The 15,125-nt window shown below is 68.9% G+C and carries 14 protein-coding genes; 4 read left to right on the forward strand and 10 right to left on the reverse strand.

What is annotated here, in order from left to right; translation table 11 throughout:
• Positions 1 to 33 precede the first annotated feature (33 nt).
• The 6 genes from CLV67_RS38665 to clpB all read right to left on the reverse strand — a co-directional run bounded on the left by CLV67_RS38665 (position 34) and on the right by clpB (position 7,071).
• Positions 34 to 708: a class II aldolase/adducin family protein gene (locus CLV67_RS38665; RefSeq protein ID WP_106327691.1), complete on the reverse strand. Its 675-nt coding sequence runs from the start codon at positions 706 to 708 to the stop codon at positions 34 to 36.
• A gap of 104 nt (positions 709 to 812) precedes the next feature.
• A complete protein-coding gene (locus tag CLV67_RS38670; RefSeq protein ID WP_014440216.1) occupies positions 813 to 1,190 on the reverse strand; it encodes an ArsR/SmtB family transcription factor in 378 nt (125 codons plus the stop codon).
• A gap of 57 nt (positions 1,191 to 1,247) precedes the next feature.
• Entirely contained in the window at positions 1,248 to 1,616 is a 369-nt protein-coding gene (locus CLV67_RS51355; RefSeq protein WP_146169460.1) for a hypothetical protein, read from the reverse strand.
• Positions 1,617 to 1,987: 371 nt separating this feature from the next.
• Positions 1,988 to 2,704 carry a hypothetical protein gene (locus CLV67_RS38675; protein WP_106327693.1) on the reverse strand — a complete coding sequence of 239 codons (717 nt, stop codon included), beginning with the start codon at positions 2,702 to 2,704 and terminating at the stop codon, positions 1,988 to 1,990.
• A 99-nt stretch (positions 2,705 to 2,803) separates the two neighbouring features.
• A complete protein-coding gene (locus tag CLV67_RS38680; protein WP_106327695.1) occupies positions 2,804 to 3,823 on the reverse strand; it encodes a DUF3824 domain-containing protein in 1,020 nt (339 codons plus the stop codon).
• Positions 3,824 to 4,491: 668 nt separating this feature from the next.
• Complete coding sequence (gene clpB, locus CLV67_RS38685) at positions 4,492 to 7,071, reverse strand: ATP-dependent chaperone ClpB (RefSeq protein ID WP_106327697.1); 2,580 nt, start codon at positions 7,069 to 7,071, stop codon at positions 4,492 to 4,494.
• Positions 7,072 to 7,218: 147 nt separating this feature from the next.
• Here clpB and CLV67_RS38690 point away from each other — a divergent pair, with 147 nt between their 5' ends.
• The 4 genes from CLV67_RS38690 (at position 7,219) to CLV67_RS38705 (ending at position 10,798) form a co-directional block, all read left to right on the forward strand.
• Complete coding sequence (locus CLV67_RS38690) at positions 7,219 to 8,442, forward strand: sugar efflux transporter (RefSeq protein WP_106327699.1); 1,224 nt, start codon at positions 7,219 to 7,221, stop codon at positions 8,440 to 8,442.
• Between the two features lie 10 nt (positions 8,443 to 8,452).
• Positions 8,453 to 8,950: a cation:proton antiporter regulatory subunit gene (locus CLV67_RS38695; protein WP_106327701.1), complete on the forward strand. Its 498-nt coding sequence runs from the start codon at positions 8,453 to 8,455 to the stop codon at positions 8,948 to 8,950.
• A 65-nt stretch (positions 8,951 to 9,015) separates the two neighbouring features.
• Positions 9,016 to 10,167, forward strand: a complete 1,152-nt coding sequence (locus CLV67_RS38700) for a cation:proton antiporter (RefSeq protein ID WP_239166505.1) — start codon at positions 9,016 to 9,018, stop codon at positions 10,165 to 10,167.
• 184 nt (positions 10,168 to 10,351) lie between these two features.
• The gene (locus tag CLV67_RS38705) at positions 10,352 to 10,798 is read left to right on the forward strand and encodes a hypothetical protein (RefSeq protein WP_106327705.1); all 447 of its coding nucleotides are present in this window, start codon (positions 10,352 to 10,354) and stop codon (positions 10,796 to 10,798) included.
• Positions 10,799 to 10,866: 68 nt separating this feature from the next.
• Here CLV67_RS38705 and CLV67_RS38710 read toward each other — a convergent pair whose 3' ends face one another.
• The 4 genes from CLV67_RS38710 to dnaK form a co-directional block, all read right to left on the reverse strand.
• Entirely contained in the window at positions 10,867 to 11,310 is a 444-nt protein-coding gene (locus tag CLV67_RS38710; protein WP_106327707.1) for a heat shock protein transcriptional repressor HspR, read from the reverse strand.
• Between the two features lie 21 nt (positions 11,311 to 11,331).
• Positions 11,332 to 12,540, reverse strand: a complete 1,209-nt coding sequence (gene dnaJ / locus CLV67_RS38715) for a molecular chaperone DnaJ (protein ID WP_106327709.1) — start codon at positions 12,538 to 12,540, stop codon at positions 11,332 to 11,334.
• A 74-nt stretch (positions 12,541 to 12,614) separates the two neighbouring features.
• Entirely contained in the window at positions 12,615 to 13,229 is a 615-nt protein-coding gene (gene grpE, locus CLV67_RS38720) for a nucleotide exchange factor GrpE (RefSeq protein ID WP_106327711.1), read from the reverse strand.
• Complete coding sequence (gene dnaK / locus CLV67_RS38725) at positions 13,226 to 15,070, reverse strand: molecular chaperone DnaK (protein ID WP_106327713.1); 1,845 nt, start codon at positions 15,068 to 15,070, stop codon at positions 13,226 to 13,228. Before dnaK ends, grpE begins: the two co-directional genes overlap by 4 nt.
• Between the last annotated feature and the right edge of the window lie 55 nt (positions 15,071 to 15,125).

Raw genomic sequence — 15,125 nt, forward strand, 5'->3', positions numbered from 1 at the left:
CGGCCCGTCGGGCCGGCCTTTTTCGTGGCTTGCTCACACCGTGACGGCGGCGTTCCCGGAGAGCCGGTCCAGGAACTCCTCCGGGCACTCCCGGAGGTTCTCCAGCCGACCGGCCGTCAGAGCCCTGTACGTCAGTGACGCGGCCTCCTCCAGGTTGCGTGCCCGCTTGTGCGCGAGCTCGACGGAGTCGCCCATCACCACACAGCCGTGCTGGCTGAGCACCAGGCAGTCGGTGCCGTCGGCCGCCATCGCGGCGGTCAGTGCGGCGAGTTCGGTGCTGCCCGGCAGCCGGAACGGCACGGTCGACACCCGCCGCAGGTAGTACGCATGGTCCGTGGTCACGATCCGGATGTGCTCACCCAGAGCGTCGAGCAGCAGGGCCGTCTGCGGATGCAGGTGCACCACCGCGTTGACGTCCGGCCTGGCCCGGTAGAGCGCGAGATGCAGAGCCAGCTCACTGGTCGGCTCGATCCGTGGCAGCGGGATGGCGCCGACGGTGGCCGGGGCCCCGTCGGAGACCCGCACCGCGGCGAAATCCTTGCGGCTGAGCCGTTCCAGCCAGGTCCCGCTCGCGGTCACCCAGATGGCGTCCTCGTCGGGAATGCGGGCGGACAGGTTGCCGCCCGATCCACACACGAGGCCCGCCTGCACCACGTCGTAACCCACATGCGCGAGCTGGTCGCGCAGGTCACCGGGGACGTAGTTCACCCGTTCCTCCTCAGGTCCGCCGACCCGTCCGTGGGCCGGGGTCCTCGGCCTGGCGTCACGCCCCCATAGTCAGTGACGCCAGGCGTTGCCGCGTGCTCTGCGATTCAGCGGGCCTTCTTGGTGGCCCGCTTCCGCGGCGGGGTCAACAGGTCCGCGATCGTCGCGATCGCGGTCGGCACGAGCCGGTAGTAGGCCCACACTCCCCGCTTCTCCCGCTCGAGCAGACCCGCCTCGGTCAGGATCCGAAGGTGATGACTCACAGTGGGCTGCGAAAGGCCCAGGGGAGCCGTCAGGTCGCAGACACAAGCCTCGCCGTCCGTCGCGGACTGAATGAGGCTCAGCAGCCGTAGCCGAGCCGGGTCGGCGAGCGCCTTAAGCACTCCCGCCAGGCGCTCAGCGTCAGCGCGTTCAATAGGCTCGCCGGCAAGCGGCGAGATCTGAGGCATGGTCATTTCCGCCAACGCAGTTCCCACGATCTCCATCCTTCCACCAACTGCATCGATTCTCCTGCATGTGAGCAGGAACGAACCGGCTAACTTTCAGGCCGTAAGGCCGACATCGATCGCCGGGTCGGTCGACCGGACACCTTCGCCCGGGTCCACCGTTCGTGCGATGACGACTTCGGTCTCTGCCTCCTGCAACGCCTCAGCCGCCATCTGGTCGCTACCCATCCGTGTCGAGGTCTCGATCCCCGCCGTCGGAGTGAGGCGGACCACATTGTCAATTCGTCGATTTGTTCGCCACACAGATCCTCGACGATGACTCGGCACGGAACGCGTCGAGACCATCACGCCACACTGCGCGATCATCAGTTCGTCACCACCCCCACGACCCGATGAAAGCACGACGCCACGCTGCGCGACGGACAATTCAGTGATGAATTTACCCAGGTCGTGCCGTGCTCTCATGACATCGAGCGTACTGGCTGTACGAAAACCGGAATCTTTCGCCCCGGCAGGACGGAACGGAACTATTGACGCGGGACTTTGGGGGCCTCTGTAAACAAGGTTTACCGATCCTGCATCCGATCTCGACCCTTCCTCAGACCATAGATGCTGCTCAAAGCACCTAACACCTGCACGGTACTCGGGCGACCCTCAGGATCACCTGGTCGCTGGACTGTGAAGGTCCTGTGAAGGCACCAAATCACGTTTGTCCGTACGGGCGAAAACACCCACCGTCCGGCCGATCTAGATCTATCCGGACAGCCGATCGGGTGACAGCGACAGAAACGGACCGTACCCGTTCGTGTGACCCACAGTCGTCGATACGGAACCGCTCACTCGTGCGGTCGTGACCAGTACTCGTCTTCTGGGTTCGGTGTGGACTTCGGCGAAGCGGTCACATCCGAGAACTGATCGTGTTCGGACCCGCCGGTAACAAAAGGCTTCGTTTGTGGGCTGCCCCACTCGGGTGACACGGAATTGACCGGCGTCACATAACCCGCAGCGCCGCCGAAGAACGCACTCGGCGCCGTCAGCACCAGGACGCCCACCACGAGGTAGGCGATCACCTGAGCGGCGGCCACGGCGACGTTCAGCACGATCCATCCGTTCGGGTAAGCCTGGTTCAACGCCTCGCTCAGCGTCCCGGGAGTGGCCTCACCGGCCCGCTGCACCGCCAGCACGGCCAGAGTCCCGAATCCGGTGAGCAGACCGAGTCCGCACACTCCCAGGGTGATGCCGCGTGCCAGCCGGCTACCCCGGCGCAGTGCGATGCCGAGCACCACGAACAGGGCCACCACGAGCAGACCCAGCACCAGGGACAGTGCGGCGACCAGCCAGATCACGGTGACGAAGTTGTCCACGACGGTGGAGCCGGCCACCGCGTCCCGGAATCGGCCGACCACCCCGGGAGTGACCGCGACCATGCCGATCGCATAGACCAGCCCGGCTGCGGCCATGGTCCAGAGCAGGGCTGCCGCCATGTTGACGGCGACGGGCCGGCGCGTGGCCGGCGGCGCGGCGACGGGCGGCGGCTGGATCGCGTACGACATCGATGCTCCCGCGGGTTCGGCTGGCAAGAACCTATCGCGTACCGGGCCGGTAAGTGGGCGGACCGGCCCACCCCGCGGGATGGACCGGTCCGGAAGAGATCAGGAGGGGCCGGAGGCGGGCCGCTGTGGCGGGTCGCCGCCCTGGTCACCGCCGGACGGCGGGGACGGTGGCTCCGCCGCGGGCGGCGGGGACGGAGGCTCCGCGGCGGACGGCGACGACGGCGGCTCTGTGGCGGGCGGCGCGGACGGAGGCTCTGTGGCGGGCGGCTGCCCGGCAGCGGGCGGTGCGGATGCCGGCTCGGCGGCCGCCGGAGGAGACGGCGGCTCCGCGGCGGGCTGGGCGGCCCACGGGTCGGACGGCGGCTCCGGTGACGACGGGGTCGGCTGCGGGGCCCACGGGTTCGACTGCACCGGCGCGGGGGTCGGCGTGTAGGTGGTCGGCAGTCCCGGCGCGGGCTCACCCGGCTGGCCGTACTGCTGAGGGGATCCGAAGTGGCTGGGCGGCGGCGGATAGGCCGGCTGGGCGTGCGTGCCGGGCTGTCCGGGCTGCTGCGGGTAGCCGGGCTGTGCCGGATACGCGGGCTGTCCCGGGTAGGCGGCCTGTCCCGGGTACGGCTGGAACGGCATCGCCGGGTTCCACGCGGCCGGCCGGCGGAACCACTCGTTCGAGGGCGGGAGGGCGAGCAGCACGATCGCGCCGAGAAGACCGAGCACGGTCAGCGCGGTGCTCGTCGTCATGAGCACGTTGAACCACCCCGGGAGCGCCTCGGCGACGCGCTCCTCGACCTGGCCCTGGTCGACCCCCTGTCCGGCACCGCTGAAGGCGAGCCCGCCCGCCGCCGTGAGGCTCAGGCTGATCGAGTTGCAGCAGAGCCCGAGACCGCCGAAGACCCAGGTCAGGATCCGTGACGCGTTCTTGCCCCGGTTGTTGAGCAGCGCCAGCGTGGTCATGCCGATCGCGATCAGCACGTAGACGACTGCCATGAAGATGTAGGTGATCCGGACGATCGAGCCGATGTCGGCGACCGCCTGCGAGGTCTCCAGCTCGACGGCGTCCTGGTACGCCTCGGCGAGCGTGCCCGAGATCGCGATGACCACGCCGGCGCTCAGGAGCTGCATGGCGACGACGAGAAAGATGAGCGCTGATGAAATGGTCACCGTCGCCGGGCGACTCGGCGCCGCCGGATTCGGGACCGGAAATGCCGGTACGGTCACGGTGCCCTCCTATTGATCAATTCACGGTATCTGCCGGACGCCAGATCCCGCGACCGAGCCGCACTCTTCGCGACGATGTGACAACATCAGGCAGTGATGGCCCCAAATGACCGCAAACCATCGCTCGTTCGGGGGTCGGCAACCCTGGACGCGGCCCCCTAAACTTCGATGACGTGGCGTCCCCCTGGAAGCAACAGGCTCCAGCGGCACGCCGTGCCCGCACGAGTCGCCCGCCCCGCGCACTTCGATCCGGGGCCGAGGCAGACCGGCTGACGGCGCCCTTCCGATCACGCCGGCCGCGTGACCACACCGCGGCCGCCCCAGACCTGACAAGGACCGGTGAGTCCCATGCCCCACGCCGACACCCTGGACATCGTTCACCATGACGACACCCGGACGAGATTCAAAGACGTCCGGTATCAACTCCATCGCAACGGCATACGGATCTGGTCCGCGGACGGCGAGCACGCCATCACGGATGTACTGATGACACAGGCCTACCGGCAGCGGGAGGCTGACAAGTAGACGTGAAAGGGCCCCGGGGAGACTCGGGGCCCTTTCATATCCGCCGCTCAGCGGATCGTGAGGCCTTCCTTGGCATCGCCCAGATCCACCCACACGGTGTCACCGTCCCGGATCTTGCCGGCCAGCAGTGCCTTGGCCAGCAGATCACCGATCGACGACTGGATCAGCCGCCGCAGCGGCCGGGCGCCGTAGATCGGGTCGTACCCGTGCTCGCCCAGCCAGTCCGCCGCCGCCCGGGTCACCTCGAGGGTGAGACGCCGCTCGGCCAGCCGCGCCCGGAGCCGGGCCAGCTGGATGTCGACGATCGCGACCAGGTTCTCCTTGGTGAGGGCGTGGAACACCACGATGTCGTCGAGCCGGTTCAGGAACTCCGGCTTGAAGTGCGCCCGGACCGCGGCCAGCACCTCGTCGTGACGTTCCTCGTCGCTCATGGTGAAGTCGGAGTTGGCCGAGCCGAGGTTCGAGGTGAGCACCAGGATCGCGTTGCGGAAGTCGACCGTCCGGCCCTGGCCGTCGGTGAGGCGGCCGTCGTCGAGCACCTGCAGCAGCAGATCGAAGACGTCGGGGTGGGCCTTCTCCACCTCGTCCAGCAACACCACGCTGTACGGGCGGCGCCGCACGGCCTCGGTGAGCTGGCCACCCTCCTCGTACCCGATGTAGCCGGGCGGGGCTCCGACCAGCCGTGCCACCGAGTGCTTCTCGCCGTACTCACTCATGTCGATGCGGACCATCGCCCGCTCGTCGTCGAAGAGGAAGCCGGCCAGCGCCTTGACCAGCTCGGTCTTGCCGACGCCGGTGGGACCGAGGAAGAGGAAGCTGCCGGTCGGCCGATCCGGGTCGGCGATGCCGGCACGCGCCCGGCGTACGGCTCCGGCCACCGCCTCGATCGCCTCGCGCTGGCCGATCACCTTGCCGGCCAGCGTCTCCTCCATGCGCAGCAGCTTGGCGGTCTCGCCCTCCATCATCCGGCCGGCCGGAATACCGGTCCACGAGGAGACGACCTCGGCGATGTCGTCGGCGCCGACCTCCTCCTTGACCATCGGCGGCTCGGCGTCCTCCTCCTCGGAGGCGGCCGCGACCTCGATCTCCTTCTCCAGCGCCGGGATGACCTCGTAGAGCAGGCGGGAGGCCTCGAGCAGGTCGCCGTCGCGCTGGGCCCGCTCCTGGGCGGCCTTCGCCTCGTCGAGCTGCTTCTTGAGCTCACCGACCCGGTTCAGGCCGCCGCGCTCGCGTTCCCAGCGGGCGTTGAGGGAGGTCAGCTCCTCCTCGCGATCGGCGAGATCGCGTTCCAGCTTCTCCAGGCGGGCCACCGAGGCCGGGTCGGTCTCCTTCTCCAGCGCGAGTTTCTCCACCCGCATCCGGTCGACCTGCCGCTGGAGCTGGTCCAGCTCGACCGGGCGGGAGTCGATCTCCATGCGGAGCCGGGAGGCGGCCTCGTCGATCAGGTCGATCGCCTTGTCCGGCAGGAACCGGTCGCTGATGTAGCGGTCGGAGAGACTGGCGGCCGCGACCAGTGCCGCATCGGTGATCTGCACCCTGTGGTGCGCCTCGTAACGTCCCTTGAGGCCGCGCAGGATGCCGATCGTGTCCTCGACGGTCGGCTCGCCGACCACGACCGGCTGGAACCGGCGCTCCAGGGCCGGGTCCTTCTCGATGTGTTCGCGATACTCGTCGAGGGTGGTGGCGCCGACCATCCGCAGCTCACCGCGGGCCAGCATCGGCTTGAGCATGTTGCCGGCGTCCATCGAGCCCTCGCCCTTGCCGGCGCCGACGACCGTGTGCAGCTCGTCGAGGAAGGTCACGACCTGCCCGTTGGAGTTGCGGATCTCCTCGAGCACGCTCTTCAGGCGCTCCTCGAACTGGCCGCGGTACTGCGCGCCGGCGACCATGGCGCCCAGGTCGAGGGAGACGAGCTTCTTGTCGCGCAGCGTCTCGGGAACGTCACCAGCCACGATCCGCTGGGCCAGGCCCTCCACGATCGCGGTCTTGCCGACTCCGGGCTCGCCGATCAGGACCGGGTTGTTCTTGGTACGCCGGGACAGCACCTGCACGACGCGGCGAATCTCGGCGTCCCGCCCGATCACCGGGTCGATCTTGCCGTCCCGGGCCAGGGAGGTCAGGTCGACGCTGTACTTCTCCAGCGACTTGTAGGTCTGCTCGGGATCGGGCGTGGTGACCCGACGGTCCCCGCCGCGCACCTGCGGGAAGGCCGCGGTCAGCGCCTCCTCGGTGGCACCGGCGGTCTTGAGCAGCTCGGACACCGCGCCGCCGACCCGGGCCAGGCCGGCCAGCAGGTGCTCGGTCGACACATACTCGTCGCCGAGCGGCGTGGCGATCAGCTCGGCCGACCCGACCGCGTTCGCGAATTCGCGGGAGAGGCCGGGCTCGACGGTGCTCGCGCCACGGGCCGACGGCAGCTGCTCGATCACCCGGACCGCGGCCCGGCGGATGTCGGCCGGGTTGGCCCCGACGGCTCGCAGCAGAGCGGTGGCGGTGGAACCGCCGGTGTCCAGCAGCGCCTGCAACAGGTGCCACGGCTCGACCGTGGCGTGCCCGCGGCGACCCGCGTCGGCGGCCGCGGCGGTTATCACTTCGCGGCTCTTGGTGGTCCAGCGTTCGGCGTTCATGAGCTCCCCTGATCGGATCCCAACCGGGTTGTGCAGACTTGAGCGTAGCGCGCTCAACTTTAGCGCGCCCACGCAGCCTTCGTGACACGGTGACGGTCACCACCACCCCGCGCCGCTATCAGGAAAGAACCCGTAACGTCAGGAGTCGTGTCGCTGTACCGCCGGTTACTCCCCCTCGGCCTGGTCTTTCTCACCGTCGGCATCGCCACCGCGGTGGTCGGGCCATTCCTCGGCCTGTTCCTGAGCACGGCGGTCGACGCCGGGCCGCTCCAGGTCACCTTCTTCCTCGTGACCGCCTCGCTCTCCGGCGTGGCGGTGTCCTGGGCCATCGGCCGGGTCTCCGACCGCCGGCCGATGCGGCGCACCCTGCTGATCGTCGCGGCACTCGCCGGCTGTGCCGCCAGCGGTGCCACCGCCTTCGTGCGGGACTACTGGGTGCTGCTCGCGCTCACCGCCACGGCCATGGCGATCGCCGGCTCACTCTTCCCACAATCCTTCGCGTACGCCCGTCAGGTGCTCCAGAACGACGATCCCCAGCGAACCGCCATGGGAATCAGCACGCTGCGTACCGTCTTCTCGATCGCCTGGGTCGGCGGTCCCACACTGGCCGCCTTCCTCCTGGAGGCCGGCGACTTCCAGTACGTCTACGGCACCGCGGCCGTCATGTATTTGATCGCGGCCCTGTGCGTGGTCCGCTGGCTGCCCGAGGTCGAGGCTCCGGCCGCGTCCCGGGACAGCGAGGAGGGTTCCGGCCGGGTGCCGTGGGTGGTCTACCCGATCCTGGTCGGCTTCATCACGATGCAGACCTCCATGGTGCTCAGTGTCCAGGCCATGCCGCTGTTCGTCAGCTCCGAGCTGAACGGCGAGGTCAGTGACGTCGGCCTGATCCTCGGTCTGTGCGCGGCACTGGAGATCCCGCTCATGCTCGGCTTCGGCTGGCTCTCCACCCGGGTCCCGCTGCGCCGGATCATCCTGGTCGGCGCCGCCTGCGGAGTCCTGTACCAGGCACTCGTCTACTCCGCGTCGTCGGTCTGGATGCTGGCGGTCGCCCAGATCCCGAACGCCGTCCTGATCGCGGCCGCCTCCGGGCTGGGCATCACCTACTTCCAGGACCTGATGCCCCGCTATCCGGGCAGGGCCAGCACGATGTTCGCCAACACCTTCCCGATCGGGCAGATCCTGTCGGCGCCGCTCTTCGGCCTCGCCCAGGAGTTCGGCTTCCGTCTGGCGTACGGCTTGAATCTGGGTCTGACCGCTTTCGGCCTCATCCTGCTGCTGGTGTTCCGGCCGCCCGCCTCGCGCGCCCGCCCGGCGGTCCCGGAACCGGAACTTCGTCCTGTTGAAGACGTGCCGGGACGCACTGACGGCTAACGTAGAGATCGTGCGCGTACGGGTGGAACAGACTCCGCTGCCGGGAATCGGCGTCCGCCATGACCTGGTGACCTCATCGGGCCGGACAGTCGGGGTGGTGTCGCATCGCAACGGGCGGCGCGACCTGGTCCTGTACGACGTGGACGATCCCGACTCGAGCCTGGCCTCGATACCGCTCACCGACGACGAGGCGGAGGCGCTGGCCGACGTGCTCGGCGCCTCGCTCATGCTGGGCCAGCTCGCCGGTCTCCGGCAGCAGGCGGCCGGTCTGCTCACGGAGCAGATCGCGTTGCCGGCCGGCTCCCCGTTCGTGGGGCGGAAACTGGGCGACACCCAGGCGCGTAGCCGTACCAGCGCCTCCATCGTGGCCGTGCTCCGCGACCGTGAGGTGATCGCCTCGCCGGGCCCGGAGTTCCGTTTCGAGGCGAACGACGTGGTGGTGGCGGTCGGGACCCGGCACGGCCTGGACGGCGTCACCGCCATCCTGGCCGGCGACGACGACGGCTGACCGCGGTGGAACATCACACGACGATCCTGCTAATCGAGATCGGCGCGCTGCTGTTCGGCCTCGGGATGCTCGGCCGGTTGGGCCGTCGCTTCGGCCTGTCCCCGATTCCGCTCTATCTGCTGGCCGGCCTGGCGTTCGGCCAGGGCGGTCTGGTGTCGCTGCGTGCCAGCGAGGAGTTCACCGCGGTCGGCGCCCAGATCGGCGTGGTGCTGCTGCTGGTGATGCTCGGCCTGGAGTACTCCGCCGACGAACTGGTCGGCAACATGCGACAGTCAGCGCCTGCCGGTCTGATCGACATGCTGCTCAACGCTCTGCCCGGGGCCGCGTTCGCGCTGCTGCTCGGCTGGGATTGGAAGGCCGCACTGGCGCTGGCCGGCATCACCTGGGTGTCGTCGTCCGGCGTGATCGCCAAGGTGCTCGGCGACCTGGGGCGGGTCGGTAACCGCGAGACCCCGGTGATCCTCTCGGTGCTGGTCATCGAGGATCTCGCGATGGCCTTCTACCTGCCGGTGCTGACCGCCGTACTGGCCGGGCTCGGTCTGGCCAGCGGGCTCAGCACCCTGAGCGTCGCGGTGGTCACGGTGGTCGCGGTCCTGGTCGTGGCCATCCGGTACGGCGGTGAGATCAGCCGGTTCATGTCGGTGAAGGATCCGGAGGCACTGCTGCTCAGCGTGCTCGGGCTGACGCTGTTCATCGCCGGGGTGGCCGGGGAGCTCAAGGTGTCCGAGGCGGTCGGGGCGTTCCTGGTGGGCATCGCCATCTCCGGCCCGGTGGCGCACCACGCCACCCAGATGCTCACGCCGCTGCGCGACCTGTTCGCCGCGGTGTTCTTCGTCTTCTTCGGTCTCTCCACCAACCCGTCCGACATCCCGCCGGTGCTGCTGCCGGCACTCGGCCTGGCCCTGCTCACCATGGCCACGAAGGTCCTCACCGGCTACCTGGCGGCACGCCGCGCGAACATCGCGCTACCCGGCCGGATCCGCGCCGGCCTGGCGCTGATGCCGCGCGGCGAGTTCTCGGTCGTCATCGCCGGCCTCGCGGTGGCCTACGGCGTTGATTCCCGGCTCGCCCCGCTCGCCACGGCCTACGTGTTGATCACGGTGGTGACCGGGCCGCTGCTTGCGCGACTGCCCGACTACGCCTGGTTCAAGGAGTTGATCCGGAAACGGATGGCAGCTCAACGGGCAGCTCAGAAGCCTCTTCCATCACCGGAGTGACCTGCGTCTCCATTGAAAAAGCCCAAAGTTACTGTCCGGTATCTGAATGTGAAGCCTTGACACTTCCGTTGAACGACGCCACACGCTACCGTTGCGCGGCGACGACTCTGAGTATTGGGACGTTCGCCACTATGGCCAGCGGGTGACGTTTGCCGTACTGCGAACGGTTGAGTGAGGCGGCGGCGTGAGCGTGCGTGAAGCTACATTCCTCGGTTTCGGGAACCCTGTCGATCCTCGTCCTGACGAGTTGCAGGCATGGGCATACAACCCCGAGTCGGTTCCCCTGCACACGATGCCGAAAGACTGGGATCTGCTGATCTCCGGCGACGTGCTCGGGCCGACACTCTTCGAACTGGCGATGGACCGGCAGTGCCCGGCCCGCCGGTTCGCACAGCACTGCATGTACATCTACGCTGCGGACGGTCTGCGGCAGAACGCGAGCGGGCAGCGCAAGCGCCGGCTCAAGAAGTACGTCGAGCGCGCGGAGGAGGTCGGCGACGAGCCGATGCAGATCTGGGCGCACAACTGCCGGGTCCTCATGACCCGGCCGGAGCTCTTCGACCACCACGACTGGATGGAGGGCGGCCTGGTGCGCTACCCGCGCCGGCTGGGCCTGTTCAATCGCCGCTGAGTCACCCGGAGTGATGCGGCAATAACTACACGTAGTGACGGCGGCCCCTCATGAGGGGCCGCCGTTCGTTATCTGTCCGGCGACCTGCGCGGCCGCCACACCACCAGAGCCGTCGAGTGGGTCTCCTGACGGACGAGATCGCGGCCCGCGTACGGGCTGCTCATCGCCTCCATCTGGGCCATCCGGGTGTACGCCGACTCGAGTTCCTGCTCCAGCTCGGCCACCCGCTGCTGCAGGTCGCTGACCAGCTGCTCCAGGCCGATGATGCGCTTGATGCCGGCCAGGTTGACGCCGTCCTCCTGGCTGAGCCGCTGCACCTCGCGGAGCAGGGCCACGTCACGTTCGCTGTACCGCCTGCCACCTCCGCCGGCCCGGCCGGGCTGCACCAGCCCGAGCCGGTCGTACTGCCGGAGCGTCTGTGGGTGCATCCCGGCCAGCCGGGCGGCCACCGAGATGATCAAAACCTTCGCGTCGGAGGCCTGTTCCATCGAGATGCTGATCTCTTCATACATGTGCCACCTCCCGGGAGGGTCCTAACCGGCAGCCCGGCGCAGTCGGGCGTCGATGCGTTCCCGCGCCGGCGGCGGGGTGAGTTTCGCGAATTTCTCCAGCACGTCACGCGCCTCGCCGGTCACCCCGGCCGGGATCTGCACGTCCACCGTGACGATCAGGTCGCCCGCCTGGCCCTCCTTGCGGACCACGCCCTTGCCGCGGGCCCGCAGTTTCCGGCCGCTCGGTGTACCCGGAGGCACCCGCAGCGTGACCGGGCCGTCCAGGGTGGGCACCTTGAGGTCGGTACCGAGTACGGCCTCGGCGATCGTGATCGGCACGGTCAGGGTCAGGTCGTCGCCGCTGCGCCCGAACAGGTCGTCGGGACGGACCTTGACCTGCACGTACAGGTCGCCGGCCGGCCCGTTGCGGTCACCCGGCTCGCCCCGGCCGCTGAGCCGGATCCGCTGGCCGTCGGCCACACCCGCCGGGAACCTGACGTTGATCGTGCGGGTCTTGGTGACCCCGCCGGTGCCGCGGCACTCCGGGCACTTCTCGTCCACGATGCTGCCCGAGCCCTGACAGTCACGGCACGGCTCGGAGAAGCTGAACGAACCCTGGTTGCTGGAGATCAGGCCGGTGCCGTGGCACTTCGCGCACGACCGCGGTGTCGTACCCGGTTTGGCGCCACTGCCCCGGCAGGTGTCGCAGGCACCCGGCGTCCGCAGGGACAGCGGCAGCGTCGTCCCGCGGACGGCCTGCGCGAAGTCGAGGGTCACCTCGGTCTCCACGTCGCGCCCGCGCTGCGGCCCGCGCCGGGCGGCGCCGGCCGGTCCGGGCCCACCCGCCTGCCCACCGGAGAAGATCGAGCTGAAGATGTCGGAGAAGCCCGAGCCACCGAACCGCCGGTCCGCCCCCGCTCCGCCGGCCGCGCCGGCGAAGCCGCCGAACAGGTCCGACGGGTCGAACTGGGTACCACCGCCGCCGGTACGGGCTCCGCGCCGGAACGCGCCCGAGCCGAACAGCGAGCGCATCTCGTCGTACTCTTTGCGCTTCTTGTCGTCGGCGAGCACGTCATAGGCCTCGGAGGCGGCCTTGAACTTCTCCTCCGCCTCCTTGTTACCGGGATTCCGGTCGGGATGGAGATCGCGGGCGAGCTTCCGGTACGCCTTCTTGATCTCGTCGGGGGAGGCGGACCGGGTTACACCGAGCACGGCGTAGAAGTCCTTCTCGAGCCAGTCCTTCGAGCTCATTCAGTCCACCTCCTCGACTTGTCTGCGACGCCCCGCCCGCCGGTGATCGGCGAGCGGGGCACAGGTCACTGATCTCACTCCGGATCGGCGACCGCGACCATTGCCGGGCGCAGCAGACGCTCGCCCAGTGTGTAGCCACGGCGCATCACCTCGACGCAGGTCGGCTCGTCGACGTCCGCGGACGTCTGGTGCGCGACCGCCTCGTGGCGATTGGGGTCGAAGGGGTCACCCTTCTCCCCGAAGGCCGCCAGACCCAGCTTGCCGGTCACCGCGGTGAGCTGCTCGGCCACCGAGGCGAACGGGCCCACCAGGTCACCGTGCTCCCGGGCCCGGTCGATGTCGTCCAGGACCGGCAGCAGGTCGGTGAGCACCTTGCCGGTGGTCTGCTCGGCCGCGGCACCCCGGTCGCGATCGACCCGCTTGCGGTAGTTGGCGTACTCCGCCGTCACGCGCTGGAGGTCGTGGGTCCGCTCCTCCAGCTCGTTGCGCAGGGCCTCCAACTCGGCACCGAGGGCGGACTTGCCGTCCCCGGCCGCCGAGGCCTCGTCCTCCTCGGGTGCACGGTGTGCGCCGGCCTTCTTCAGCACCGGCTCCTCGGCGGGAGTCTCCTCGGCCGTCGAATCGATCTCGCCCTGGATGACTTCCCGCTCGGCCTCGAGGCCGTCGTTGTCGTCGTCCTTGGCACTCACTTCTTGTCGTCCTCCACGATCTCGGCGTCGACCACGTCGTCACCGCCGGCGGCCGGGCCACCGGTCGCACCGCCGGGAGCGCCGCCCGCAGCCGCCTGCGGCGCCTCACCCTGCGAGTAGAGCGCCGAACCGGCCTCCTGGGAGACCTGCGACAGACGCTCGTGGGCCGACTTGATCTTCTCGATGTCCGTGCCGCCCAGCGCGCCACGCAGCTCGCCGAGGGCCTCACCGATCTTGTTCTTGCTGTCCTCGGGGAGCTTGTCGCCGCTCTCCGCCAGGAACTTCTCGGTCTGCCACTGCAACTGCTCGGCCAGGTTGCGGGTCTCCGCGTCCTCGCGACGCTTCTTGTCGTCGTCCGCGTGCTCCTGAGCGTCGCGCATCATGCGCTCGATGTCTTCCTTCGGCAGCGCGGAGCCACCGGTGATCGTCATCTTCTGCTCCTTGCCCGTGCCCAGGTCCTTGGCGGACACGTGCACGATGCCGTTCGCGTCGATGTCGAAGGAGACCTCGATCTGCGGGACGCCGCGGGGCGCCGGGGCGATGCCGCTGAGCTCGAAGGTGCCGAGCTTCTTGTTGCTCGCCGCCATCTCGCGCTCACCCTGGTAGACCTGGATCAGCACGGAGGGCTGGTTGTCGTCGGCCGTGGTGTAGACCTCGGAGCGGTGCGCCGGGATGGTGGTGTTGCGCTCCACCAGCTTGTGCATGATGCCGCCCTTGGTCTCGATGCCCAGCGACAGCGGGGTGACATCGAGCAGCAGGACGTCCTTGACCTCGCCCTTGAGGACACCGGCCTGGAGCGCGGCGCCGACGGCCACGACCTCGTCCGGGTTCACGCCCTTGTTCGGCTCGCGGCCGATCAGGCTCTGCACCAGCTCGGTGACGGCCGGCATACGCGTCGAGCCGCCGACCAGGATGACGTGGTCGATGTCGGAGAGCTTGACGCCGGCGTCGTTGATCGCGGCCTCGAACGGGCCCTTGCAACGGTCCAGCAGGTCCTGCGTCATCCGCTGGAACTCGGCGCGGCTCAGCGACGTGTCCAGGTGCAGCGGGCCGTTCGCCCCCGCGGTGATGTAGGGCAGGTTGATGCTGGTCGTGCTCGCGGCGGACAGCTCGATCTTGGCCTTCTCGGCCGCCTCGCGCAGACGCTGCAGGGCCATCTTGTCCTGGGAGAGGTCGATGCCGTGCTCGCCGCGGAAGGTCTTGACCAGGTGGTCGATGACCCGCTGGTCCCAGTCGTCGCCGCCCAGGTGGTTGTCACCGGAGGTCGACTTGACCTCGATGACGCCGTCGCCGAGCTCGAGCAGCGAGACGTCGAAGGTGCCGCCGCCGAGGTCGAAGACCAGGACGGTCTGCTCCTTGGAGCCCTTGTCGAGCCCGTACGCCAGGGCGGCGGCGGTGGGCTCGTTGACGATGCGCAGAACGTTGAGACCCGCGACCTCGCCGGCCTCCTTGGTCGCGGTGCGCTGCGCGTCGTTAAAGTACGCCGGGACGGTGATGACGGCGTCGGTGATCTGCTCACCCAGGTACGCCTCGGCGTCCCGCTTCAGCTTCATCAGCACCCGCGCGGAGATCTCCTGCGGGTTGTACTGCTTGCCGTCGATGTCCATCGACCAGCTGGTGCCGATCTCCCGCTTGACCGAGCGGATGGTCCGGTCGGGGTTCGTCACCGCCTGACGCTTGGCGACCTCACCGACGAGCACCTCGCCGTTGCGGGCGAAGGCGACGATCGACGGAGTCGTCCGTGAGCCCTCCGCGTTGGCGATGACGGTGGGCTCGCCTCCTTCCAGAACGCTGACGCAGGAGTTCGTGGTGCCGAGGTCGATGCCGACCGCACGTGCCATGGGTGGTCCTCGCTTCTCACAGCTTGGTTTCGCGTACGAAGGTTGAGTGGAACAG

Source organism: Actinoplanes italicus (assembly GCF_003001815.1).
In the GTDB taxonomy this organism is placed as follows: domain Bacteria; phylum Actinomycetota; class Actinomycetes; order Mycobacteriales; family Micromonosporaceae; genus Actinoplanes; species Actinoplanes italicus.

Excerpts from the sequence above, each read along its gene's own strand:
- CLV67_RS38670 (WP_014440216.1), bottom strand. The coding sequence starts at position 1,190 with ATGGAGATCGTGGGAACTGCGTTGGCGGAAATGACCATGCCTCAGATC.
- CLV67_RS51355 (WP_146169460.1), bottom strand. The coding sequence starts at position 1,616 with ATGAGAGCACGGCACGACCTGGGTAAATTCATCACTGAATTGTCCGTC.
- CLV67_RS38675 (WP_106327693.1), bottom strand. The coding sequence starts at position 2,704 with ATGTCGTACGCGATCCAGCCGCCGCCCGTCGCCGCGCCGCCGGCCACG.
- CLV67_RS38680 (WP_106327695.1), bottom strand. The coding sequence starts at position 3,823 with ATGCAGCTCCTGAGCGCCGGCGTGGTCATCGCGATCTCGGGCACGCTC.
- clpB (WP_106327697.1), bottom strand. The coding sequence starts at position 7,071 with ATGAACGCCGAACGCTGGACCACCAAGAGCCGCGAAGTGATAACCGCC.
- CLV67_RS38700 (WP_239166505.1), top strand. The coding sequence starts at position 9,016 with ATGCTCGGCCGGTTGGGCCGTCGCTTCGGCCTGTCCCCGATTCCGCTC.
- CLV67_RS38710 (WP_106327707.1), bottom strand. The coding sequence starts at position 11,310 with ATGTATGAAGAGATCAGCATCTCGATGGAACAGGCCTCCGACGCGAAG.
- dnaJ (WP_106327709.1), bottom strand. The coding sequence starts at position 12,540 with ATGAGCTCGAAGGACTGGCTCGAGAAGGACTTCTACGCCGTGCTCGGT.
- dnaK (WP_106327713.1), bottom strand. The coding sequence starts at position 15,070 with ATGGCACGTGCGGTCGGCATCGACCTCGGCACCACGAACTCCTGCGTC.